This is a genomic window from Ruegeria meonggei, from assembly GCF_042768335.1.
Classification (GTDB): domain Bacteria; phylum Pseudomonadota; class Alphaproteobacteria; order Rhodobacterales; family Rhodobacteraceae; genus Ruegeria; species Ruegeria meonggei.
Genome location: NZ_JAXHBT010000001.1, coordinates 665,171 through 688,332, shown reverse-complemented (window position 1 = coordinate 688,332; position 23,162 = coordinate 665,171). Strand labels below are relative to the sequence as shown.

Annotated in this window: 19 protein-coding genes and 1 tRNA gene; 8 read left to right on the top strand and 12 right to left on the bottom strand. The window is 57.4% G+C overall.

The genetic code is table 11. The features are described 5' to 3' along the window. Positions 1–125: 125 nt before the first annotated feature. The gene (recA, locus tag SJY13_RS03420) at positions 126–1,193 is read right to left on the bottom strand and encodes a recombinase RecA (protein WP_085820600.1); all 1,068 of its coding nucleotides are present in this window, start codon (positions 1,191–1,193) and stop codon (positions 126–128) included. Positions 1,194–1,385: 192 nt separating this feature from the next. On the opposite strand from recA, the gene SJY13_RS03415 reads away from it, so the two are divergent. Then, positions 1,386–1,979 carry a sulfotransferase family 2 domain-containing protein gene (locus SJY13_RS03415; protein ID WP_085820601.1) on the top strand — a complete coding sequence of 198 codons (594 nt, stop codon included), beginning with the start codon at positions 1,386–1,388 and terminating at the stop codon, positions 1,977–1,979. Positions 1,980–1,982: 3 nt separating this feature from the next. Here SJY13_RS03415 and SJY13_RS03410 read toward each other — a convergent pair whose 3' ends face one another. From SJY13_RS03410 to guaB, 3 genes are all read right to left on the bottom strand, one after another. Then, positions 1,983–4,187 (bottom strand): ATP-binding protein, encoded by a 2,205-nt coding sequence (locus SJY13_RS03410; RefSeq protein ID WP_449314363.1) that lies wholly within the window; start codon positions 4,185–4,187, stop codon positions 1,983–1,985. Between the two features lie 190 nt (positions 4,188–4,377). Continuing rightward, positions 4,378–5,535, bottom strand: a complete 1,158-nt coding sequence (locus SJY13_RS03405; RefSeq protein WP_377187692.1) for an RsmB/NOP family class I SAM-dependent RNA methyltransferase — start codon at positions 5,533–5,535, stop codon at positions 4,378–4,380. 74 nt (positions 5,536–5,609) lie between these two features. After that, on the bottom strand, positions 5,610–7,058 hold the full coding sequence (guaB, locus tag SJY13_RS03400) for an IMP dehydrogenase (protein ID WP_085820604.1): 1,449 nt from the start codon (positions 7,056–7,058) through the stop codon (positions 5,610–5,612). A 217-nt stretch (positions 7,059–7,275) separates the two neighbouring features. On the opposite strand from guaB, the gene SJY13_RS03395 reads away from it, so the two are divergent. Both SJY13_RS03395 and SJY13_RS03390 read left to right on the top strand, forming a co-directional pair. Next, entirely contained in the window at positions 7,276–9,318 is a 2,043-nt protein-coding gene (locus SJY13_RS03395; RefSeq protein WP_085820605.1) for an ASKHA domain-containing protein, read from the top strand. Between the two features lie 24 nt (positions 9,319–9,342). Continuing rightward, a complete protein-coding gene (locus tag SJY13_RS03390) occupies positions 9,343–10,200 on the top strand; it encodes a class I SAM-dependent methyltransferase (RefSeq protein ID WP_377187688.1) in 858 nt (285 codons plus the stop codon). 1 nt (position 10,201) lies between these two features. Here the strand turns inward: SJY13_RS03390 and SJY13_RS03385 are convergent. The 5 genes from SJY13_RS03385 to SJY13_RS03365 form a co-directional block, all read right to left on the bottom strand. Next, positions 10,202–10,275: transfer RNA gene (locus SJY13_RS03385), tRNA-Gly, on the bottom strand. A gap of 76 nt (positions 10,276–10,351) precedes the next feature. Continuing rightward, entirely contained in the window at positions 10,352–11,179 is an 828-nt protein-coding gene (locus tag SJY13_RS03380; protein WP_377187685.1) for a polyphosphate kinase 2 family protein, read from the bottom strand. A gap of 128 nt (positions 11,180–11,307) precedes the next feature. Continuing rightward, positions 11,308–12,369 (bottom strand): methyltetrahydrofolate cobalamin methyltransferase, encoded by a 1,062-nt coding sequence (locus SJY13_RS03375; protein WP_377187682.1) that lies wholly within the window; start codon positions 12,367–12,369, stop codon positions 11,308–11,310. Positions 12,370–12,378: 9 nt separating this feature from the next. Then, positions 12,379–13,305 (bottom strand): methylenetetrahydrofolate reductase, encoded by a 927-nt coding sequence (locus SJY13_RS03370; protein ID WP_377193549.1) that lies wholly within the window; start codon positions 13,303–13,305, stop codon positions 12,379–12,381. A gap of 26 nt (positions 13,306–13,331) precedes the next feature. Then, positions 13,332–13,628, bottom strand: coding sequence for a virulence factor (locus tag SJY13_RS03365; RefSeq protein ID WP_085820610.1), 297 nt, complete (start codon positions 13,626–13,628; stop codon positions 13,332–13,334). Between the two features lie 240 nt (positions 13,629–13,868). Between SJY13_RS03365 and SJY13_RS03360 the strand changes: the two genes are divergently transcribed. Further along, entirely contained in the window at positions 13,869–14,981 is a 1,113-nt protein-coding gene (locus SJY13_RS03360) for a Ppx/GppA phosphatase family protein (RefSeq protein ID WP_085820611.1), read from the top strand. 270 nt (positions 14,982–15,251) lie between these two features. Further along, positions 15,252–15,968: an RlmE family RNA methyltransferase gene (locus SJY13_RS03355; protein WP_377187678.1), complete on the top strand. Its 717-nt coding sequence runs from the start codon at positions 15,252–15,254 to the stop codon at positions 15,966–15,968. 2 nt (positions 15,969–15,970) lie between these two features. Here SJY13_RS03355 and SJY13_RS03350 read toward each other — a convergent pair whose 3' ends face one another. From SJY13_RS03350 to SJY13_RS03340, 3 genes are all read right to left on the bottom strand, one after another. Beyond that, positions 15,971–16,159 (bottom strand): hypothetical protein, encoded by a 189-nt coding sequence (locus SJY13_RS03350; protein WP_377187675.1) that lies wholly within the window; start codon positions 16,157–16,159, stop codon positions 15,971–15,973. A gap of 97 nt (positions 16,160–16,256) precedes the next feature. Next, positions 16,257–18,158, bottom strand: a complete 1,902-nt coding sequence (locus SJY13_RS03345; RefSeq protein ID WP_377187672.1) for a multiheme c-type cytochrome — start codon at positions 18,156–18,158, stop codon at positions 16,257–16,259. Further along, positions 18,155–19,021 carry a YihY/virulence factor BrkB family protein gene (locus SJY13_RS03340; protein WP_377187669.1) on the bottom strand — a complete coding sequence of 289 codons (867 nt, stop codon included), beginning with the start codon at positions 19,019–19,021 and terminating at the stop codon, positions 18,155–18,157. Before SJY13_RS03340 ends, SJY13_RS03345 begins: the two co-directional genes overlap by 4 nt. 178 nt (positions 19,022–19,199) lie before the next feature. Here SJY13_RS03340 and SJY13_RS03335 point away from each other — a divergent pair, with 178 nt between their 5' ends. The 3 genes from SJY13_RS03335 (at position 19,200) to SJY13_RS03325 (ending at position 23,152) form a co-directional block, all read left to right on the top strand. Then, positions 19,200–20,288: an AI-2E family transporter gene (locus tag SJY13_RS03335; protein ID WP_377187666.1), complete on the top strand. Its 1,089-nt coding sequence runs from the start codon at positions 19,200–19,202 to the stop codon at positions 20,286–20,288. A 230-nt stretch (positions 20,289–20,518) separates the two neighbouring features. Continuing rightward, on the top strand, positions 20,519–22,105 hold the full coding sequence (locus SJY13_RS03330) for an arylsulfatase (RefSeq protein WP_370738028.1): 1,587 nt from the start codon (positions 20,519–20,521) through the stop codon (positions 22,103–22,105). 72 nt (positions 22,106–22,177) lie between these two features. After that, complete coding sequence (locus SJY13_RS03325; RefSeq protein ID WP_377187663.1) at positions 22,178–23,152, top strand: HAD family hydrolase; 975 nt, start codon at positions 22,178–22,180, stop codon at positions 23,150–23,152. The last annotated feature ends 10 nt before the right edge of the window (positions 23,153–23,162 follow it).

Below are 23,162 nucleotides of genomic sequence, written 5' to 3'. Positions count from 1 at the left end.
AAGGATAGAATTAGGTGGGTCGTTCAAGGAAGGGCGGCCCAACAAAAACAAGGCGGCCCGGATAGACCGCCCTGCATTGATTTTTCTGGGCCCCCACAAGTAACCACAGGGTTTGTAACTATGAGTTAGGCCTCAAGGATATCGTCATCCTCGGCCGCGCCTGGCGGCATGTCGAATTCCAACCCATGTGCGGCGCGAATTTTGTCTTCGATCTCAAGCGCGGCTCGGCTGTTGTCACGAAGATACTGCTTGGCGTTCTCACGCCCCTGCCCGATCCGTTCGTCACCGTAGCTGAACCACGATCCGGACTTCTCGACCACACCAGCCTTGACGCCCAGATCCAGAAGCTCACCCATCTTCGAGATGCCTTCGCCATACATGATGTCAAATTCAACCTGCTTGAACGGCGGCGCCACCTTGTTTTTGACGACCTTGACGCGGGTTTGGTTTCCAACCACCTCGTCACGATCCTTAATTGCGCCGATGCGGCGAATGTCCAGACGGACCGAGCTGTAGAATTTCAGCGCGTTACCACCGGTTGTGGTTTCTGGGCTGCCAAACATCACACCAATCTTCATCCGAATCTGGTTGATGAAAACAACCATACATTTCGAACGGCTGATTGAGCCGGTCAGTTTACGCATCGCCTGGCTCATCAATCGGGCCTGCACACCGACACTACTGTCGCCCATGTCGCCTTCCAGCTCGGATTTGGGTGTCAGCGCCGCAACCGAGTCGACCACAACCATGTTCACCGCACCCGAGCGCACCAGCGTATCGGTAATCTCAAGCGCTTGTTCACCTGTGTCGGGCTGCGAGATCAGAAGCTCATCCAGATCCACGCCCAGTTTACGTGCATATTGCGGGTCCAACGCGTGTTCCGCGTCCACAAAGGCGCAGACACCACCGCGTTTTTGCTGCTCGGCAATGCAATGCAGGGTCAGCGTTGTCTTGCCCGAGCTTTCGGGGCCGTAAATCTCAACAATCCGGCCCATCGGCAAGCCGCCGATCCCCAGCGCGATATCCAAGCCCAAAGACCCGGTCGAGCTGGCCTCGATATCCTGCTTGGAGTCTTCGCCCAGCTTCATGATCGAGCCCTTGCCGAACTGGCGTTCGATCTGTGCCAGCGCGCTGTCGAGCGCCTTTTGCTTATCTGCGTTTTTCTTGTCGCTCATCGTCAGAAGATCCGCCATTGTCCTGTCGCCTTCCCTTTTGTCACACCCTTGAACGGGCGGCAATCGCTGCTTTGTTCGCCTCTTGTTCCTTATGGGACCAAAAAGAGAACATTTCAACTAAAACTTACAATACTTACTGTTGGGCAATTGTGTTAAAGAGTTGTTTACGCCAAGCTGCACCTGAAAAAAAGTTCGCCGAGGGGCTGATAAATGCTTGTTTTTTATAAGGAACGCCTTGCGTTTCTTGCCGTTCCCAAGACAGGCAGCACGGCCTACCACTCGGCCCTGCGCGACCGGGCTGACTTTGTGGTTACAGGTCCGCCGGATCTGAAACATGCCCCCGTGCGGCGATATGATCGGTTTTTTCAAAACATCTTTCGCAAAATGCACGACACCGAAATGGAAATCATGGCTGTGGTGCGCGAGCCCATCGACTGGCTGGGCAGTTGGTATCGATTCCGCAGCAGGCCAGATCGGATCGGGCATCCGCATTCCACCCACGATCTGAGCTTTGACGAATTCGTTCAGGCCTATATGCAAAATCCGCGCCCGGACTTCGCGGATGTCGGCAGCCAAAGCCAGTTTTTCCGTACCCGCAGCAATGGCGCCGGCGCGAGCCATGTCTTCAAATACGAAAACCAGGACAAGATACTGGCATTCCTGCAGGACCGGCTGAACATGCAGATCGATCTCCAGCAGGAAAACGTCTCACCCCAGCGGGACCTGTCGCTGACACCTCGGACCGAGCGGGCCTTTCGCAAACGTCACGCAGCAGAGTTTACCTGCCACGACGCGGCGCTGTAGCTGTCAATTGAGCTGCTGAAAGACCGCTTCGGTCAGTTGGTTCAGCGAAAAGGGTTTCGGCAAAAAGGTCGAGTTTACAACTTGCGGCCCGGAGTCACCGAAGGCGCCTTCGGTGTATCCGGACATGAAGATCACCCGGACATCGGGCCGCGTCTCCATCGCTTTGCGCACCCAGGTTGGGCCATCCATACCGGGCATGACCACATCCGTGACAAACGCGTCCACGTTCAGCTCCCCGTCCTCAAGCAGGCGCAACGCCTCTTCTGCCGATTCCGCCTCGAGCACGGTATACCCTTTTAGCCGTAGGGCACGTGTCGCAAAGGCCCGCACAGGCGCTTCGTCTTCAACCAGCAGAACAACACCCTCGCCCTGACGGGCGCTTGGAATTTCCGCCGCAGCCACTTCTGCAGGTGCGGGTTCCTGAGGAGCTGTGGACACCGGCAGATACACTGTGAATTCGGTTCCGTGACCCTGCAAGCTGTCAACAAATATGAAGCCGCCAGTCTGCTTGACGATACCATAGACAGTCGACAGGCCCAGCCCTGTGCCCTCGCCGGTTCTTTTGGTGGTGTAGAAGGGCTCAAACACCTTTTGCAGCTTGTCTGCGGGGATACCAACTCCGCTGTCGATCACCTTTACGGTCACGTATTCTCCGGGCTGAACCGTTGCGCGGTCGCGCGATATGGGTTGGGTCAAGATCACCACCTCAGTCTCGATCCGCACTTCGCCACCATCCGGCATAGCGTCCCGAGCGTTGACGACGAGGTTCATGAACACCTGCTCCAACTGCCGCTTGTCCGCGCGCACCGGTTTGAGCACCGGATCGTGGCTGAGGATAAGGCGCACTTTCTCGCCCACCAGCCGGTTCAACAGATGGATCAAGTCAGAAATCGTGTCCCGCAGGTCCAACACTTCGGGCCGCAATGTTTGTTTGCGCGAGAAGGCCAGCAACTGGCTAACCAAAGCAGCCGCCCGGTTGGCATTCTGATTGATTTGCACCAGGTCACCGTAATTTGGGTCGTTCTGATCGTGCCGCAGCAACAACAGATCACAGTGACCGGAAATCGCCGTTAGCAGGTTGTTGAAATCATGCGCAACACCGCCCGCCAACTGCCCGACTGCTTGCATTTTCTGTCCCTGAACGAACTGTGCCTCAAGTGTCTTCAGCTCAGTCGCATCATTCAGAACGGCAATCAGAGTTGTCTGCCCGTGGTTGATCACCCGGTGCAGCGTGACCTGCACGAACACTTCCTTGTCCTGACGCGTCAGGCGTAGAAACTCGGACCGCATCGCAGGTTCGCCCGCTGCGGTGCGCTGCAGCCAGTCCAGAATGGGGTATCCCAACCCCTCCATGATCTGATCGAGATTGGTTTCGCCCGGCTGAATGTCCCCAATCAGTTTGGCGGCCAGCCGGTTGGCCTCGACGATGCTGCCTTCGGGGGACACACACATGATCGGAACGGGCAGATCGGCAAATGACGCGCCGCTTGCGCTTGGCCCTGAAACAGTCAACGGAAGAACAAGTAGGTCCCGCATAGTGCCCGAGCGGCTGATCTCACTCACCACGGCCGATACTTGCTCGGTCGCGGTTTGGGCCTGAAGAAACGCACTTTCGCCACCGGGTTCGGTCTGAAACACCTCCTTCAGGTTGTCCGGCCTGAACCCCAGCAGATTCTCGGCTGCGGCGTTCACCCGCAGGATCGCTCCATTTCGGCCCTCGGTCACGACGGGAAAGGCGACATCATCCCACTGTCCGGGGGTGTCCATGTGAAACCGCCAGCAAAACAGGCCGTTTCCAACGCTAAATACTGTAACTGGAACAGTGGACCCAACGGTCACGATATCTTCGCGCGCCTTGCCGTAAATCTCGGCCAACGATTGCAGACGCAGCAAAATGGCGGGCGGGTTCGCAAACAGTGTTTTCAGACATTGCTCAAGGCGAAGACCCGGGCGCGCGTGAAGTTGTGTTCGTGCCTGCCCATTGCAGGCCAGAACATCCCCCTGCGCATTTGCGATCAGAGAGGGGAACAAATCTTGCTCAGTAAATACGGCCATGGACCTAACGGACTGGCGTGACGAAAAATCGGAGATCTGGCCCCGTAGCACCACCAGAAACGCCGTGGCCAGCAGAGAAATACCTGCGACCAGAAGCCCTGTGTTCCAGGCCTGCGGTAAGATTTTTGCAACCGGCGTCAAACTGAGAATCATCCCCAGCGCAACAAGGGCGGCAAATCGTAAACCAGATGGTGCTTTTTTATAGGAGGGATCAATAGAAATTTCTGCGGTGTCAGACATAAACAGCTCAAATTAGTGGGCTTTTCTCAAATGAGCCCAAACAAGGTTAATGCCAGCTTAAAAAAGCTAAACACTCTCCTTAAAGTTGCTACGGCTTGACGCGCTATCGCGTCAAGTGTGCCGTAAAGAAACCGTCGGTGCCGTGTGATACCAGCCACGTTTTGCGAAAACTCTCGCGCCAATCCGTGTTGGAATGCAAAAAGGCGTCAACAACGGCACCATTTTCGTCGGCCAGCATCGAGCAGGTCGCATAGGCCAGAGCACCACCTGGCGCGACGAGAGGCGACAACTGGTTCAGAATGTTGAATTGAATGGTCGTAAGCTCTTGCAGGCGGGTTTCGGTCAGGGCCCATTTGCCGGCAGGCGCACGCCGCCATGACCCACTGCCCGAGCAGGGTGCATCCACCAGCACCACGTCAAAAGGCGGCTGCCTTGTCGCTTCATCCGTTGTCAGGACCGTAACTTTGGCCCCTGCGCGCCCAGCCCTTACAGGCAGGTCCCGCAGTCTGGCCGCGTTCACATCATGGGCAAAAACCTCTACACCCGGATGCGCTGCCAGGGCCAGAGACTTGCCCCCACCACCCGCGCAATAGTCCAGAACCCGCAAGCCCGGGTGCAATTCCAGCGCAGCGACAACGGCCTGGCTGGCGGCATCCTGAAGCTCAACCAGGCCATTAGCATAAGCGCTGCTCTGTGCGATCTTACGCGCGCCTTCGCTCACTTCGAGTGCAGTGTCACAGGCAGGATGCGCCTGCGCCTGAATACCGTCAGTCTCAAGCGCAGCAATAGCCCCGGCGATATCAGTCTTGATCAGATTGACCCGCAGATGAACCGGCGCCCGGTTTTGCAACGCTTGCGCAACCGGGATCGCCTGATCGCCCAAAGACATTTGGAATCGAGGCCACAGCCATTCAGGGATATCATATTGCTCAGCGTCACCTGCAAAGTCGCGACCTTCCTCATCCCCGGACACAGTCGCGGGCGCATGACGGTCGCCGGTGAACACAACGTCGAGGTCTGTACCGGTCGCGCGCTGCGCTCCGATCATCAGGCCGCGCCCTGTCTGTGATCCACCAAGCACTGTATAGGATCGCTGGCACCGGAGCGCAGCAAACACATGGTCACGCACCGCCGCCCGGTCCTTGGACCCGGCATAGCGGCTGCGGCGGCCCCACCCGGTCAGGGCTTTCTCGGCGGGAGCCCCAGCCAGAATGTCATCAAGGATTTCAATCGACGCCTGAACACGCGCGGCGGGGGTCATTGCACGATCCGATCCTGCTAAAAGAAACGCAAACGGCGCCCCGGTCAGGGCGCCGCACAAGGCGATAGTCTGGGTTACATGACCCGGTAGTTCGGGCTTTCACGTGTAATCTGCACATCATGCACATGGCTTTCTTTCAGCCCCGCACCGGTGATTTTCACAAAGTTGCAGTTCCTGCGCATCTCTTCAACGGTTGCACAGCCGGTATAGCCCATGGCTGCACGCAGGCCGCCGACCAGTTGGTGAACCACGGCGCTGGCAGATCCTTTGTAAGGCACCTGCCCCTCGATCCCTTCGGGCACCAGCTTGTCGCTGGCGGCATCCTTCTGGAAATAGCGATCCGCCGAACCCCGCGCCATCGCGCCAAGGCTGCCCATGCCGCGATAGGATTTGAACGAACGGCCCTGATACAAAATCACCTCACCCGGGCTTTCGTCGGTACCCGCAATCATCGAGCCAACCATGGCACAGGACGCACCCGCCGCAATCGCCTTGGCAAAATCGCCCGAGAATTTGATGCCACCATCCGCAATCACCGGCACATCCCCTGCAGCTGTGGCGCAATCCATGATCGCCGTCAGCTGCGGCACACCGACACCAGCAACCATCCGAGTGGTACAGATCGAGCCCGGCCCGATCCCCACCTTGATCGCATCCGCACCCGCGTCGATCAGTGCTTTGGTCGCCTCACCCGTGGCTACGTTGCCCGCGATGATCTGAACCTCATTCGACAAAGTCTTGACCCGTGAAACCGCATCCAGAACGCCCTGCGAATGCCCATGTGCGGTATCGACCACAATGATGTCCACGCCGGAATCCACCAACTGCTCGGACCGTTCAAACCCGGCATCGCCGACTGAGGTCGCGGCCGCGACGCGCAAACGTCCCAGCCGGTCTTTGCACGCGGTTGGGTTCAGGACGGCCTGTTCTGTGTCTTTCAACGTCAAAAGACCGGTCAGCTTTCCGCCACCATCAACCACCAGCAGCTTTTCGATGCGACGGGCCCTCATCAGGCTTTTGGCCTCTTCCAGATCGGCAGGTTCCTGCAGCATCGCCAGATTGTCCGAAGTCATCATCGCGTGAACCGGTGTGTCGTCCGACGTTGCAAAGCGCATATCACGGTTGGTCAAAATGCCAACGACGCGCCCCTGTTCGTCAACCACCGGGAAGCCGGTGAAGTTATAGCGCTGTACCAGCGCGTTGGCGTCAGCCAACGTCTGATCCACCCGCAGTGTCACAGGGTTATAGACAATACCGGATTCGAATCGTTTGACCCGGCGCACTTCGCGGGCCTGTTCATCCACCGTCAGGTTTTTGTGAACAACGCCAATTCCGCCGGCTTGCGCCATGGCAATGGCCATGCGCGCCTCGGTCACCGTGTCCATCGCCGAGCTGAGCAGCGGGATGTTCATGGTGATTTCCCGCGTCACGCGCGTGGTTGTATCCGCCGTTGCCGGAAGCACAGAAGATGCGCCCGGAACCAGGAGAACGTCGTCAAAGGTGAGTGCCTCACGAATCTGCATCTGTTAACCCCATGCAAAAGCCCGTTTGGCGGTGACCCTATTACATGGATTCAGGCTAAGGAAAAGCCCCTGACCTAAACTAGTTTTCGATTGCGGGCCGATGGCGCGGTGAAAAACGACGCAACGCGCACAAAACGTGCCGCGGAATGGCCTTTCCCTTTGCGCACAAACCCATATCTTGCGCGACATAGGCGCGAATACAAAAGGCAGGCAAATCATGACCACCGATCCCCTTGTTGTCTTTACCCCGTCGGGCAAACGCGGGCATTTCCCCCTCGGCACCCCGGTACTGACTGCGGCCCGGCAGTTGGGGGTTGATCTGGATTCGGTCTGTGGCGGGCGCGGCATATGCTCGAAATGTCAGATCACACCCAGCTATGGTGAGTTCCCCAAACACGGCGTCACGGTATCCGAGGGCGCGCTGAGCGAATGGAACGCGGTCGAACAGCGCTATGACGACAAACGTGGCCTGAAACCGGGGCGTCGTCTGGGTTGTCAGGCGACGGTTCAGGGTGACGTGGTGATCGATGTGCCCCCCGAAAGCCAGGTTCACCGCCAGGTCGTGCGCAAGGCTGCCGCCGCGCGGTCCATTACCATGGATCCGGCAACGCGGTTGTATTTTGTCGTGGTAGAGGAACCGGACATGCACTCTCCCACCGGCGATCTTGAGCGGCTGGAGCGTGCCCTGCGTGAACAATGGCAGATCGACGCGATCACCGCAGATCTGTCGTTGATGTCCAAGCTGCAACCGGTTCTGCGCAAGGGGAAATGGGAAGTCACAGTTGCCGTTCACAGAGGTCACAAGGACGAGGTCGCGCAAGTCGTCGAAATCTGGCCCGGCCTGCACGAAGACGGGCTGTACGGTCTGGCAATCGACCTAGGATCGACCACCATAGCCGCGCACCTGACCGATCTGGACACGGGTGAGGTCAAGGCGTCTTCGGGCCTGATGAACCCGCAGATCCGCTTTGGCGAAGACCTGATGAGCCGGGTGTCTTACGCGATGATGAACCCCGGCGGTGATCAAGAGATGACTCGCGCCGTGCGCGAGGCGATTAACGACCTGACCACCTCAATTGCCGAAGAGGCCGGGATTGACGCCGCCCTGATCGTCGAGACTGTATTCGTCTGCAACCCGGTCATGCACCACCTGTTGCTAGGGCTGGATCCGGTTGAATTGGGACAGGCACCCTTTGCGCTGGCTACCTCTGAAAGCATGTCCCTGCCCGCACGAGAGATGGAGTTGACCAAAATGAACCCGCGGGCACAGGTCTATATCCTGCCCTGTATCGCGGGCCATGTGGGGGCCGATTGTGCGGCTGTGGCGCTGTCCGAGGAACCGGGAAAGTCCGAAGACCTTGTGCTGATCGTCGATGTCGGTACGAACGCCGAAATTCTGCTGGGCAACACCAGCCGGGTGCTGGCCTGTTCCTCGCCTACAGGACCGGCCTTTGAGGGCGCTCAGATCAGTTCGGGCCAGCGGGCCGCGCCCGGTGCGATTGAGCGGATAGAAATCGACCCGGTCACCAAGGAGCCTCGTTTTCGTGTCATCGGGTCCGAGAAATGGTCGAACGAAGAGGGCTTCGATCAGGTCGTTGCAACAACGGGCATTACCGGCATCTGTGGCTCGGGGATCATCGAAGCGGTGGCAGAAATGCGCATCGCCGGTCTGTTGGACGAAAGCGGCTTGATTGGGTCGGCAGAACAAACCGGCACGCCGCGCTGTATCCCCGAAGGGCGCACTCATTCCTACCTGATCCACGATGCCAGCGCCGAAGGTGGCCCGCGTATTACCGTCACCCAAGGCGACATCCGCGCCATTCAACTGGCCAAATCGGCGCTCTATGCCGGTGCGCGGTTGCTGATGGATGAGATGGCAGTCGACACTGTGGATCGTGTCGTTCTGGCCGGGGCGTTTGGTGCCCATATATCGACCAAGCACGCAATGGTTCTGGGGATGATCCCTGACGCGCCGCTGGACAAGGTCTCAAGCGCGGGTAACGCCGCCGGAACCGGTGCCCGGATCGCGCTGTGCAATATCACTGCCCGCGCCGAAATCGAACGCATCGTGCGCCAGATCACCAAGGTTGAAACCGCGATCGAGCCCAAGTTCCAGGATCATTTCGTGGCCGCCAACGCGATCCCCCATAAAACCGACCCGTTCCCGGAACTAGCGCAGGTGGTCACCCTGCCTGCGCCGTCCTTCAACACCGGTGGTGGCGACGAAGGCTCTGGTCGCCGTCGACGCAGACGGTCATAGTCGCCCCATTCACAGGAGGCCGACATGCAATCAGCGAATGACGAGCAGGCAGAGTTCTGGGGCAAGTCCGAAAACGGTGCCAAATGGCTGACCTACGAAGATCAACTGGATCATGCGTTGGCACCTGTTCTGGATCTGGTTCTGGATCGCGCAGGCTTATCCGGCGGTCAGAGCGTACTGGATATTGGCTGCGGTACGGGTGTCAGCACGCTGTCAGCAGCCGGTCAAGTTGGTGCAGAGGGGCGCATTCTGGCCGTTGATATCTCGCAACCTTTTTTGGATCGCGCGGCTGCCCGCTCGGCGGAGGCTGGTCAAAGCAATATCAGTTTCCAACACGCGGATGCCCAGACTTTTGAGTTTCCGCCTGCGCAAATGGATGCCACAATCTCTCGGTTTGGTGTCATGTTCTTCAGCAATTCCGTGGCCGCATTTGTCAATATTGCCAAGGCCCTAAGGCTTGGTGGACAAATGACGTTTGCCGCGTGGGGCCCCTTGGCAGATAACCCGTGGTTTCGCGTGCCCCATGTCGCTGCAGTCACGCGATTGGGCCAACCCCCGCGTGTGGATCGCTATGCGCCCGGTCCACTGGCATTTCACGATATCGATCATGTTACCGGCATGATGGCCCAGGCCGGACTGTCAGACATCCAGGCCGAAGCAGTCCCGGTGGGACTGGCCAGTGTTGATGGCGCTGATGGGACGGCAACCTTGTGTACTCGTGTCGGTCCCGCTGCCCGCGTGATCGACCATTTTGAAGGGGATGAGCAAGACGTTCAGGCGATCCAGTCCACCGTCGCCGAAGAGTTCCGTCAATTCCAAACCGGCGCAGACCTGCACATTCCAGCCGTCATCAACCTGTTTCAGGCTCGTCGATCCGAGTGATTGGAGCGGGTAGCGGGAATCGAACCCGCGCGTTCAGCTTGGGAAGCTGACAGGCTACCATTACATCATACCCGCCGCGCTGCTGTGGATAGCATTCTGCCTTAATCGACTTCAAGCGTCTTTTGCCCAAAAGTAGCACCCATCAGGCCCGCTATTCCGTTCGCGCGCGCAAGCCGTCGATCAGGGCGCGATCCAGTTCCAAGGCCTGGCTGGCCGCATCCAAAGTACGCTGGTCCAAGTGTTGTGGGTTAAGGTCCATGTCCTTTGAAAACACATCCACAATTGCGCGCATCGCCTTGATTCGCGCATATTTTTTGTTATTGGCAGGAATCACATACCAGGGCGCGGTTTCAGTCGAAGTACGCGACAGCATTTCTTCCACCGCCACTTCGGCATCCGCCCAACGCTCGCGATTGCGGAAATCCTCATAGGTCAACTTCCAGCGTTTAAGAGGGTTGCGCAAACGCTCTGAAAACCGTTTCATCTGCTCTTCCGGAGAGATGTGGAAGAACAGCTTCACAAGGCGGGTTCCGTCATCGACCAACATCCTCTCGAAATCGTTGATCTCGCGATAGGCCGCACGCCAACGCTCTTCGGGTGTGAATTTTTCCAACCGTTCCACCAGAACCCGGCCATACCAACTGCGGTCGAACGCTGAAATGGCCCCGTCAGGTGGTAATCTTTCCCAAAACCGCAGCAAGTAGTGACGGTTCAGATAGTAGTTGCGGGGTGCTCCTATAGGCCAGACCTTGAAGCTGCGCGGGTCCAGTGCTTGGCTGATCCGGCGGATCGTTCCGCCCTTTCCTGCGGCATCCCAACCTTCAAACACCAGTACACCCTTGATTCCGTGGAACAGAAATGCCTGCTGGATCAGCGTTAATTGCGCCTGCAGTTCAGCCAGTTGGCTGAAATAGTCATGTTTTGCCAGCCGTTTACTGAGGTCGGCATCTGCCAGTTTCGGAGGGTGGTGTTTGCTCATCACTGCACCTGAACCTTGCTGCGAGGGTCCGGTAAGTGTCGCAACTCTTGCGGGTTTTGACTTTGATCAGTGTCAAAACGAAAAAGGCCGGGCGCTTGGCCCGGCCTCGGTTTGTAGTGCTAAAGTGATCAGGCGCGACGACGGCGACCCCCGCCGCGACGGCCACCTCCGGCCCCTTCGGCCCGGGCTTCGCTGGGGGCTTTGTTGAACTTGATCCAGGCACCTCCGTGCGGGTCGTTGTTGGTCAGCAGATTGGCGGCGCGGATGGCCTCCATCTCTTTGCCAGCACGCGGCATGGTCGAGCCCACTCCGAACAGTTGGCAGAAGGTCTCATCGTCCATATCCGCAGGCAGAATGATGCCTTTGGCTTCAACTTCGGCTTTTTTCTCTGCCAGTTTCTTTGGACCAACCGGCAGTGCCACAGGGTTCATGATCGCCGAGGTCATACCCGCCCCCATCGCCATAGGCAGGAAGGCGTTGTTGATACCATGACGGTTCGGCAGGCCGAACGAAACGTTAGATGCGCCACATGTGGTATTCACACCCAGCTCCTCCCGAAGGCGACGAACCAAGGCAAAGACCTGCAGACCTGCAGTCGCCATCGCGCCAATCGGCATGACTAGTGGATCGACCACGATGTCATGCGCAGGGATGCCGAAATCAGCGGCACGTTCAACGATCTTCTTGGCAACTTCGAACCGCACATCAGGGTCCTCGGATATCCCGGTATCGTCGTTCGAGATCGCAACAACCGGCACGTTGTATTTCTTGACCAGTGGCAGAACCAGTTCCAGACGATCCTCTTCACCAGTCACAGAGTTTAGCAACGGACGTCCTTCGGCCGCCTCAAGGCCGGCTTCCAGCGCGCCAGGAACCGAGCTATCCACGCAGAGCGGTACATCCACCAGTCCCTGCACCATCTCAACGATCTTGCGCATCAGCGGCGGTTCGGTTTCATTCGGGTTGGGGTTTGAGTTGTAGACAACGCCCGCATTGATATCCAGAACGGTCGCACCTGCAGCAACCTGCGCAATCGCGTCTTTCTCAACGGTCGAGAAATCGCCGGCCTCCAGTTCGGCCGCCAGCTTTTTGCGACCGGTGGGATTGATCCGTTCGCCAATCACGCAGAACGGTTCGTCAAAGCCCAGAACGGCAGTTTTTGTTTTTGATTCTACGACTGTACGGGTCATGTCCGTTCCTTAGGAGTTTACAGGCTGCGCCGAAGCACCGCCGTTATTGATGGCCCAATTGGCGTTGGTCTTGATGCCGCCAAGTGGGAAGAAGTGAACGTTGGTAATGTTGAAATCCGGGTTCGCTGCCTTATGGTTGGCCAGTTCGGTGATCACGTCGGTCGGCTCGTAGGGCAACAACAGCTTTGACACATCCATGGCGCGTTTCTGCAGCACCTTCAGCGACGGACCAACGCCACAGGCAATCGCGAATTTGATCAGCGTCTGCAGTTTGGCCGGGCCGGCGATGCCGATATGCACCGGAATGTCGATCCCGGCTTCTTTCAGGCTGTTCGCCCAGGCGATGATTGGCTTAGCGTCAAACGCGAACTGCGTGGCCAGTGCCATTTCGGCATCCGTGGTCTCACTGAATTTCTGCTTCCAGCGCAGCGCGTCATCGACGTTCTTGGTCGAGCCGTCCGGGTCGATATCCTTGTTGCCCTCGGGATGACCTGCCACATGCAGGCGCTTGAAGCCTGCCTTGTCGAACAGACCGGTTTCCAGCATCTGCATCGAGCTGTCGAAATCCCCGTGCGGTTTGGCCACGCCACCGGCCAGCAGCAGCGCCTGATCTACACCGGCCTCACCCTGATACATGGAAATCCAGTTTTCCAGCGTGGCGGCATCGTTGATGATCCGTGCCGGGAAATGCGGCATCACCGGGTAACCCTCGGCCGCGATCCGCTTGGCGGTTTTCACCATGTCCTCGATGGGCGTGCCCTCGATATGGGCGATGTAGACGCGGGTACCTTCGGGCAGCAGCGCGCGGAAATCCTCGACCTTTTCGGCCGTCCGGGGCATCACCTCGATCGAGTAGCCCTGCAAAAAGGCTTCGACGGTCGGGTTCACCGGTCCGTTTTCGACCGCATCGCGTTTCTTGAAGTTCAGCAAAGCCATTGCGGCCTCCCATAAAGATTTGGGGCTCATGCCCAACCGTCATTAGCGATCAGCGCCTTGATGCGGTCCTGATCATATTCCGTCTCCAGACGCACGGCCTCGGCCTCGGCAATTTCGGACGGGTCGCCGTCAATTGCAAAAGGGGCGGCCTTGCGCCATTCGGCCAGATAGGCGTCACTGTCTTTGGCATTTACTTTCATTGCAGCCCGGTCGATGGCTTGCTCGAACCGCTCTTCCAATTGCCGCTTTGCGCCGCGTCGGCCTTTGCCAACGATGACTTGGGCGGGAATGTCGCGCCAGTAAACGATAGTTACGTCAGGCATCGCCTATGATTCCTCCTAACCAGATGGATCGGTTCTAGACCTCAATGTGGGCTTGCGTCGGTCGATTTTCGACACAAGGCGTATTTCCAGCGACCTTTTTGCCCCGATGGATTACCGGGCTTGTACCTTAGTCGCCGCAGAATGCGCATATCAAAATGCTCATCACTTTAATGAGCATCTTGCACGAGACAATTGCGCGACCTATGGTCGGGGTAACTTGAAATATCGGAGGGCGTTAAGATGGCGCCCAAGCGTCCCAAAGGTGCGGGCGCGCTCCCGAAGGCGGTCGAAAGCCCCGCGCCGGCAAGACCCGATCCAGATGCGTTGTATGCAGCGCTGGATTTGGGAACCAATAGCTGTCGCATGTTGATAGCCCAGCCCAAGGGTAGCGGGTTCCATGTGGTAGACAGTTTCTCGAAGTCTGTGCAATTGGGTGCAGGCTTGGAACGGACCGGACGACTGTCACGGTCTTCAATGGCGCGCACCATTCAGGCGTTGCGAATTTGCCAGCAAAAACTGAAGCGCAACAAGGTCAAACGGATGCGTCTGGTCGCAACCGAAGCCTGTCGACGCGCCCGCAACTCACGCGATTTCATTCGCCAGGTAAAGCGCGAAACCGGATTGACGCTTGAGATCATCCAGCCCGAGGAAGAAGCCCGTCTGGCCGTGATCTCTTGCGCGCCGTTGGTGTCGACCAAAACCGAACAATTGCTGGTGGTGGATATCGGCGGCGGCTCGACCGAGCTGGTGTGGATCGATATCTCTTCCGTTCCGCGCCGCGACCGGCCAGCCGCGATCATGCGATTGCACAACGGATTCCATACTGCCGAAAGCCCTTTTCCGGCAGCTAAGGTGGTCGACTGGATCAGCGTTCCGCTGGGCGTTGCCACGCTGCGGGATCAGTTCAACGATGTCGAGGACGACTCGGCCCGCTTTGCCTTGATGAGCTGGTTTTTCGAAGAAAATCTAGCCGATTTTGCTCCCTATAAAGACGTGCAGGCACGCGAGGGTTTCCAGATCGTTGGGACAAGCGGCACTGTTACAACCGTGGCCGCGTCGCATCTTGGGCTGAAACGGTACGACCGGACCAAGGTGGACGGTCTGCGTATGACCAGCGATCAGATTGACAAAGTCATCCGCGGTTATCTGGAACTGGGCCCGGTGGGTCGGCGTCGGGATCCACGGATCGGTGATGACCGTCAGGCCTTGATCATGTCGGGCTCGGCGATTTTGCAGGCATTACTGCGGTGCTGGCCTACGGATCGGTTATCGGTGGCCGACCGTGGACTGCGCGAGGGTTTGCTCTACGCACAAATGAGCGCGAATGGCGTTTTGGAAGACGGACCTTTCTGATGTCGGGACCCCTTGGGCTGACGCATCCCGTTCGGCAGATCGAAATCCACAATGGTCTCGATACCTTCCGGACGCAGGTTTTCGACGACACCCGCAGGTCATGACCCAGTGATAAGGACCTATCTCAACTCGAAATCGACTTACATAGATCTGGGACACGACAGTAGGCCTTGCTTGCGGTCAATCACTGGCAGTATCACGGGGGTGACCGGGACCGAAACGGGCATCCGATGAACAGCCCCGAACACAATACAGACTGAAAGCGACCCAATGGCGAAAACACCCACAGGCAAAAACACTTCTGGCCGAGGGCAACGCGACCTGAAAGTAAAGGTCAAGACCGCGCGTGGGCGAACGCTCAGTTCAACCCGCTGGCTTGAACGGCAGTTGAACGATCCTTACGTCAAGCGTGCGCAGGTGGACGGTTATCGCGGGCGAGCGGCCTATAAGATACTGGAGCTGGACGACAAGTTTCGCTTTCTTGTTCCCGGCGCGCGTGTGGTCGATTTGGGCTGTGCACCCGGTGGCTGGTGTCAGGTCGCTGCAAAACGCGTCAACGCGCTGGGCGAACGGCCCGGCAAGCGCGTCGGCACCGTTCTGGGCATTGACCTGCAACAGGTCGAGCCCGTTGCAGGTGCCGACACATATGTGCTGGATTTCATGGAAGATGATGCGGATCAGAAGGTGAAGGACTGGCTTGGCGGCAAGGCCGAGGTGGTAATGTCGGACATGGCTGCCTCGGCATCCGGACATAAACAAACCGACCACTTGCGGATCATGGCCTTGTGCGAGACAGCGGCTTACTTTGCTTTTGACGTTCTGGAGGAAGGCGGGACGTTTGTCGCCAAAGTTTTGGCCGGGGGTGCTGAGGGCGATCTGCAAAAGCTACTGAAACAGAAATTCGACAAGGTGGCAAACGTAAAGCCGCCTGCGTCGCGCTCGGACAGTTCCGAAAAATTTGTGGTCGCCACCGGATTCCGCGGTTGAGATCAGTCGTCGAAGGAAATCCGGCCCCCGGTCAAAAACTGTTCTCGCAACGAATTTTCCGCCATGCGCTGCAGTAAAAGCGCCTCACCATGGTTGATGTATTCCGGCTTTTTGGCCTGAAGATCAGCAATCCGCTGATTCAATGACATCGGGCGCTGCAGCTGCGATGTATGGACCGGTTTGTCAGACATTCGTCACCTAAGGGCATTGCGGTATTTCTGTGCTGCCCTAGCGTTAACCGGTAATTTTGCCGGGATAATGGCCGAAACCGGGCCAAGCCATGCCGTTTCAGGGTCCGATCTGGGTCCTCAGCTGCAGTAGCGCCGGATGCTCCGGCACCAGCTCCAATCCCTCGCGCAAGACATCTCGTGCCGCCGCGTTGCCGCGATTGATCTGGACCAGTTGCACCAGCATCGGCCAAGCCTCGGCCCGTTGCGGGTCCAGCGAGACAACCTCGCGGAACGCACGTTCGGCCGCCTGTGAGTTGCGGAAAGTCAATGCCATACCGCCCAGCACCAGATGTGTTTCCGGAAAGTCCAGACGGTTGGCGATGGCGCCTTGCCATTCTGCCATCCCCTGCCCGGCCAGCGCTTGTTGTTCGGGCGTCAGGGACTGGCCGGGAATGGACAGGAACTCTTTCGCCGCCGAAATTCGCACGTTGCGCAAAGGGTCTGATAACAAAGGCTCCAGGCGCTGCAGCCGGTCCGGCAAGTCAGCCTGACCCTGCAAAGGGATCGCATAAGCGCGCACCAGCGGGTCGGAATCCGTCAGCAACGGGGCCGTTTGGGCCGCAATGTCGGGTGACCCGAAAGGTTGCAACAGATAAGCGGCCGTCGCCCGCACGATACCTGCTGCATTTTGATCAATCGCTATCCTCAACAAATCGTCGGAGCTGGTGGCTGCGCCCATTGCCGCTGCTTGAAAAGCAGTTCCGAAATGGGGCCCGCGGTGTTGGGACGCAGGATACCAACCCTCGATCCGCTGTGCGGCCCAGGGCTGATCCTGATCTTCGTGGCAATCGGTGCACGCATCCTCACCCAGCCCAAGATCCGGGCGTGGAATGCGAAAGCTGTGGTCGCGCCGCCCATCGACGCCCATGTAAACCCGCTCGATCATGTGGCAAGATTTACACTGCGCCCCTGCACTGCCGTCCGGATGGTGGTGATGATCTGGTGTGTCATAGTTCTTGGCTGTCAGAGTCGGAAATTCCGGATTGGCGGCTGGTGAGTGGCATTGTGTGCAGACACCGTTTCCCTCGGCCCGCAAATCGGTGCTGTGTGGTTCATGGCAGTTCATGCAGCCAACACCCTGCGCATACATCTTGGACTGCAGAAACGAGCCGTACACGTATACCTCGTCCAAAATCTGGCCGTCGGGATGGTAAGACCCTGGTCGCAGCACCGCCAGGTTATAGGCGTCATGATAGGGCGTACCGGGCAGTGGGTTGCCGTCCAGATGCGCCTCACGCCGGGAATGGCATCCGGCGCATTGCTGGATTTCCGCCTCGGTCTGACCCCTGCCCCAGCTCATGGTGAACCCAAAGTCGTTCAAGTCGTCCGCGATGTTCTGGCCCTTGGTCCAGTCTATGTGGGCAGACCCAGGGCCATGGCATGCCTCACACCCGACTCCGATCTCGGCCTGGGTCGAGCTATAGCTGCGGGTGTGCACGTCATAGTTCTTTGCAAAACCAGTGGCGTGACATTCGGCGCAGCGCGCGTTCCAGTTCTTATATGGTCCCGTCCAGTGCAACCCGTCGTCAGGCGGCAGGTCCTGATCGGGATAGAGGTGATACCAGCGCTTGTTCTCGGTGTCCCAAACCACGTCAAAACTCTGTAACCGCCCGGGTTCGGTTTCGAACAGATATTGTTGCAGGGGTTCGATCCCGACCACGGAATGCACATCATAAAGCGTGGTTGCGCCATCTTTTTCGACTACGTTTGCCTGAAGCGCACCACCGGTCTTGCTGAAGGTCACTGACATCCCGTCATGTTCGAACTGCGTGCCGTCAAAATCCGCCTCCACATGTCCCGCGCTCATCTGCGTCCAAGCCAGTGCGTGATGCGACGTAGACCACGCCTCGGCCGCGTCTGCATGGCAATCCGTACATTGGTCCGAGCCGACGTAGCTTGGCGGTTCAGCTAAAGCGGCTAAAGGAGTGAACAGCCATAAGGCAAATCCCAAAAGCCTCATTCAATGGGGCCTTCCGGTTCGTTCTGCAGGTCCATCAAAGCCCCGTTGTATTCGGCACCCAAGATCAAAATCGCGGCACACAGGTACAAAAAGATCAATGCTGCCATAACACCGGCCAGGCCGGCATAAGTCGCGCTATAAGTAGCAAACTGCGCGATATAGACCGAAAACCCCCATCCGCCAGCAGCCCAAAGAGCAAGCGTCAGCAGTACCCCCGGCAGAATCTGCCGCAACTTGTGCCGCCCCGTTGGCAGGATCAGATGCGCCACAACTACCACACCTGCGGGAACGGCCACTGTAAAGGTCCAGCGCAGGCGATCCACCGACAGCCACTCGGACACATTCACATCCGTCTTCTCCGAAACCAGCTGAGTGTAGAAAGGCAGCACCACCTCAACCGCCGCGATGATCATGATGGCGACACCTCCGACAATCACCAGCACCAAACACAACAGCCGCGTTTTCCAGAACGGCCAACTGTCATGATCGTGATAAGCTTGGTTCATTGCCTTCCGCACCGCAAGAACGCCGTTCGAGGCAAAAAACACCGCTAGCAAACCACCGAGCGTGATGACACCCGAACTGGATTCGGCAAGGACCGAGCGCAGTTCGGCCACAATCGGACCAGCGACGTCTTTTGGCCACGCGCCGAAAATCAGCTCGATCAGTTCGTTGGTTACATAGTCCTGCGACAACGATCCGGCCAAAGCCACTGTAAACAGAACAAAGGGAAAAAGGGCCAGCATAAGTGACATGGCGACGTGGCTGCTCATGACAAAGCCGTTCTTGGCGTCAAAGCGGACAACTGCCACCCAAAGCGCCTGAACCGGTCGACCGAAAGAAGGAATCACTCGCGCGCTCATCCTCGAAGTCTATCCTGCCTGTCCGCGCCACTGAACCGGCAAATCCGCGTAATGGGCAAATAAACTCATACAAACGTCTGGCCGCATTGCATAATCCTGCCCGGCTGTGCAGGATCATCCGCATATACTGATTGTTGCCGCATCCGCAAAAAGGGCAGCCTCTGACATGGGCCAACCAATGACTGTAAAAAACAACGACACTGCAAACACCGCGAAACTCCGGCTGCCGGTCGTGCGGGACGTGTCGATTGTGGCTACGCTGATGGTGCTAGGGCTCTATGCCGGGTCTGCTTTTCTTATTCCGCTGACCCTGGCTTTGTTGATCAACGTTCTGATCATAGCGCTGAGCGACCGTATCACCTCGTTGACGCGTGTGCCCGTTTGGCTGGCCAATATCGCAGGCGTCACGTTTGTTTTGGCCGGGTTGTTTGTCATCATGTATATTCTGGGCAGTCAGGCGACCCAGTTTGCGCGATCCATCAATACCTATGAAGCCCAGTTCGATGGGGCCGTTAACCGCATTGCCGGGCTGATCGGCAGTGATGTGACCTCTTTCATCAGGGATAATCTGATCAGCATCGACATGTCCTATGTGGCACGGGTTTTGCTGGGAAGCGCCACGTCGCTGCTGAACCACTTCTTTCTGATCAGCCTCTACGTCGCATTCTTGATGGCCGAGCGGTTGGCGTTTCGAAAAAAGATTCAACTGGCGGCGGGCGACCCGAAAACCGGGGCCGAGTTTGCGGCCATTCTGGATGCGATAACCAACAGCCTGCAGCGCTATGTCGGGGTCAAAACCTTTATCAGCCTGATCACCGCTGGCATCAGCTATTCGGTCTTCAAAGTGCTTGGGCTGGAATATGCCGAGACATGGGCCGTTCTGACCTTTGCGCTGAACTTCATCCCTTCCATCGGTTCGATCATTGCGGTCATCTTTCCGGCAATGATCGCGCTGGTTCAATTCGAAAGCGTCGGTCCATTTCTGATCATCGTACTGGGCTGTGGCACGCTGCAATTCATGATCGGAAATTTCCTGGACCCGGCCATGCTGGGGCGTTCCTTGAACATGTCCACTTTCCTTGTGATTTTGGCCCTGACCTTCTGGACCACAATCTGGGGTTTGATCGGTGCCTTTCTCAGCGTACCACTGACGGTTTGCATCCTGATCGTGTTCAGCCACATACCGGCGCTGCGCCCTATCGCGATCCTGATGTCGCTGGACGGACGACTAACAGAGGATCAAAAAGCCTCTGCGGGTTCAACTTAAAGGCCCTGATTCACTTAAATTATTTCGCACAACCATGTATTTAATTTTCTGTATGTGTTATGAGAACCGTCGCTGGTTTGTCTCGGGCTTTGGAACAATCGTATCCGCCTAAATCAACGACATTAGACGTGAATCAGTAGCTTACAGCGGTGCTGGCACACCGTTCTCGATTTGAAAGCGGCCCTCGATGGGCCCCAGTATTTTAGGAGCTTTCTATGTCGCAGTCAGAAATGATATCAACGAAATGGATCGGCAAGATTGCCGCAGCAACCTTTGCTGCATGCCTTGCCATCCCCGCTTGGGCGCAGGAGCAAAAACCCAATATTCTTGTCATTTGGGGAGATGACATCGGTCAATCCAATATATCTGCCTACACGATGGGGATGATGGGCTACCGAACTCCCAATATCGACCGTGTCGCCGAAGAAGGCATGATCTTTACCGACTATTACGGCGAGCAATCCTGTACCGCCGGACGCTCTTCTTACATAATGGGGCAATCGGTGTTCCGTACTGGCCTGTCCAAAGTCGGCCTTCCTGGTGCGAAAGAAGGCATGCAGATCGAAGACCCAACCATCGCCGGACTGCTGAAAGACCACGGCTATGTCACCGGCCAATTTGGCAAGAACCACCTGGGCGACCGGGATGAGCATCTGCCGACCAACCACGGATTCGACCAGTTTTTTGGCAATCTTTACCACTTGAACGCTGAAGAAGAACCCGAGCACGAGGATTACCCCGGTGACGCCGTCATGCCCGACGGACGCACTTTCCGCGAAGCCTATGGCCCGCGCGGCGTGATCCGTTCGGCCGCAGGTGGTGAGATCGAAGACACCGGTCCACTGACCAAAAAGCGGATGGAAACAGTCGATGAAGAAACACTGGAAGCCGCAGTAGAGTTCATTCGTCAAGCCAACGAGAATGGAACGCCGTTCTATGTCTGGTGGAATGGCACCCGGATGCATTTCCGCACACATGTCAAAGACGAGATGCGCGAACAGGCGAATGATATGATCGGTGGTGCGGCGGATGAGTACACCGCTGGCATGATTGAACATGACATTCAGGTCGGCCAGCTGCTGGATCTGCTGGATGAATTAGGCATTTCCGACAACACCATCGTCCATTACTCGACCGACAATGGTCCGCATTACAACACATGGCCTGACGCTGCTTCGACCCCGTTCTGGGGTGAGAAGAACACCAACTGGGAAGGCGGTTGGCGGGTCCCCTCAATGGTGCGCTGGCCCGGCAAGATCGAGCCCGGCTCGGTCACCAATGAGATCGTCCACCACATGGACTGGTTGCCGACTTATCTGGCCGTCGCTGGTGATGCCGAGATCAAGGAAAAGCTGAAAACCGGATATTCCTCTCCAGCGATGGGCCGGGACTATAAGGTGCATCTGGATGGCTACAACATCCTGCCGCTTTTGACCGGTGAAACCGTCGACAGTCCGCGTCGTGAGATATTCTATTTCACCGACGATGGCGATCTGTCGGCACTGCGTTTCGACGATTGGAAACTGATCTTCCTCGAGCAGAAAGCCTGGGCCACGCTGCGCGCGTGGATGGAGCCGTTTACTGAACTGCGTGTGCCTATCATCATCAACCTGCGGCGTGACCCGTATGAACGTGGCTACCGCACGTCGAACACCTATTACGACTGGATGATCGACCGCGTCTATTTCCTGGTGCCTGCCCAGCAATATGTTGGCAACTTCCTCAGCACGTTCCAGGAGTACCCGCCACGCCAGAAAGCGGCCAGCTTTAGCCTGGATCAGGTGATGGAAAAACTGTCTACACCAACGTCCAACTAAGACAGACCGTTGAACGAACGCAGAGGCCGCATTTACCTGCGGCCTCTGTCCTTACCAACAAGGAAATTCATTATGCTGCGCCTTGCCTTAGCCGCCGTCATTTCAGCGACCCCTATTTGTGTATTCGCCGATCCTTTACCAAGCTGGGCGAACACCGAAACCCGCGCCCGGATCATCGACTTTGTTGGCGCCGTGACCGATCCTGAAGGCACGGATTATGTCACACCTGCAGCGCGCGTTGCGGTGTTCGACAATGACGGAACCCTGTGGTCTGAACAGCCGGTCTATTTTCAATTGACCTTCGCCTTGGACCGCCTTTCTGAGATGGCTGATGCTGATCCCTCGATCCTGACGACCCCTACCCTAAAAGCCGCGGCGGAGGGCGATTTGCAGGCAATTGTCGACGGCGGCCATGAAGCATTGATCGAAGTGTTAAACGCGTCGCATTCCGGCATGGATGTCCCGGATTTTCAGGCTGCGGTCGCGGATTGGCTACAAACCACACGACACCCGGATACCGGCCTGCCCTATGATCAGATGACCTATCAGCCGATGGTCGAACTGTTGCGCTATCTGCGGGACGAAGGGTTCCGCACCTATATCGTATCGGGCGGCGGGCTCCACTTCATGCGCGTATTTGCTGAGGAAGCCTATGGCATTCCACCCGAACAGGTTTTGGGCACTTATACCGACACCACTTACGAGGTCACCAACGGCACACCGTCGATCATTAAGGCACCCGGCATTGCCTTCATCGATGACAAAGAAGGCAAACCAATCAACATCGAACGCACCATTGGCAGGCGTCCAATTCTCGCGGCCGGGAATTCCGACGGGGATTTCGCCATGCTGGAATGGACCACGGCCGGCGATGGCCCCCGGCTTGGTGTTTTGATCCATCACACGGATGCGGAACGGGAATGGGCCTATGACCGGGAAAGCCCAATTGGAAAACTCGCCGACGGTCTGGACAAAGGTCCGGAAAATGGATGGGTCATTGTTGATATGGCGCAGGATTGGGATCGCATCTACACTGGGGCAGAATAAGAACCTCAGA

Coding starts and splice junctions, on each gene's coding strand:
- SJY13_RS03390 (WP_377187688.1), top strand. CDS start 9,343: ATGCAATCAGCGAATGACGAGCAGGCAGAGTTCTGGGGCAAGTCCGAA.
- SJY13_RS03365 (WP_085820610.1), bottom strand. CDS start 13,628: ATGCCTGACGTAACTATCGTTTACTGGCGCGACATTCCCGCCCAAGTC.
- SJY13_RS03375 (WP_377187682.1), bottom strand. CDS start 12,369: ATGACCCGTACAGTCGTAGAATCAAAAACAAAAACTGCCGTTCTGGGC.
- SJY13_RS03370 (WP_377193549.1), bottom strand. CDS start 13,305: ATGGCTTTGCTGAACTTCAAGAAACGCGATGCGGTCGAAAACGGACCG.
- SJY13_RS03340 (WP_377187669.1), bottom strand. CDS start 19,021: ATGAGCGCGCGAGTGATTCCTTCTTTCGGTCGACCGGTTCAGGCGCTT.
- SJY13_RS03345 (WP_377187672.1), bottom strand. CDS start 18,158: ATGAGGCTTTTGGGATTTGCCTTATGGCTGTTCACTCCTTTAGCCGCT.
- SJY13_RS03380 (WP_377187685.1), bottom strand. CDS start 11,179: ATGAGCAAACACCACCCTCCGAAACTGGCAGATGCCGACCTCAGTAAA.
- SJY13_RS03360 (WP_085820611.1), top strand. CDS start 13,869: ATGGCGCCCAAGCGTCCCAAAGGTGCGGGCGCGCTCCCGAAGGCGGTC.
- SJY13_RS03405 (WP_377187692.1), bottom strand. CDS start 5,535: ATGACCCCCGCCGCGCGTGTTCAGGCGTCGATTGAAATCCTTGATGAC.
- SJY13_RS03325 (WP_377187663.1), top strand. CDS start 22,178: ATGCTGCGCCTTGCCTTAGCCGCCGTCATTTCAGCGACCCCTATTTGT.
- SJY13_RS03395 (WP_085820605.1), top strand. CDS start 7,276: ATGACCACCGATCCCCTTGTTGTCTTTACCCCGTCGGGCAAACGCGGG.
- recA (WP_085820600.1), bottom strand. CDS start 1,193: ATGGCGGATCTTCTGACGATGAGCGACAAGAAAAACGCAGATAAGCAA.
- SJY13_RS03355 (WP_377187678.1), top strand. CDS start 15,252: ATGGCGAAAACACCCACAGGCAAAAACACTTCTGGCCGAGGGCAACGC.
- SJY13_RS03335 (WP_377187666.1), top strand. CDS start 19,200: ATGACTGTAAAAAACAACGACACTGCAAACACCGCGAAACTCCGGCTG.
- SJY13_RS03415 (WP_085820601.1), top strand. CDS start 1,386: ATGCTTGTTTTTTATAAGGAACGCCTTGCGTTTCTTGCCGTTCCCAAG.
- SJY13_RS03410 (WP_449314363.1), bottom strand. CDS start 4,187: ATGATTCTCAGTTTGACGCCGGTTGCAAAAATCTTACCGCAGGCCTGG.
- SJY13_RS03350 (WP_377187675.1), bottom strand. CDS start 16,159: ATGTCTGACAAACCGGTCCATACATCGCAGCTGCAGCGCCCGATGTCA.
- SJY13_RS03330 (WP_370738028.1), top strand. CDS start 20,519: ATGATATCAACGAAATGGATCGGCAAGATTGCCGCAGCAACCTTTGCT.
- guaB (WP_085820604.1), bottom strand. CDS start 7,058: ATGCAGATTCGTGAGGCACTCACCTTTGACGACGTTCTCCTGGTTCCG.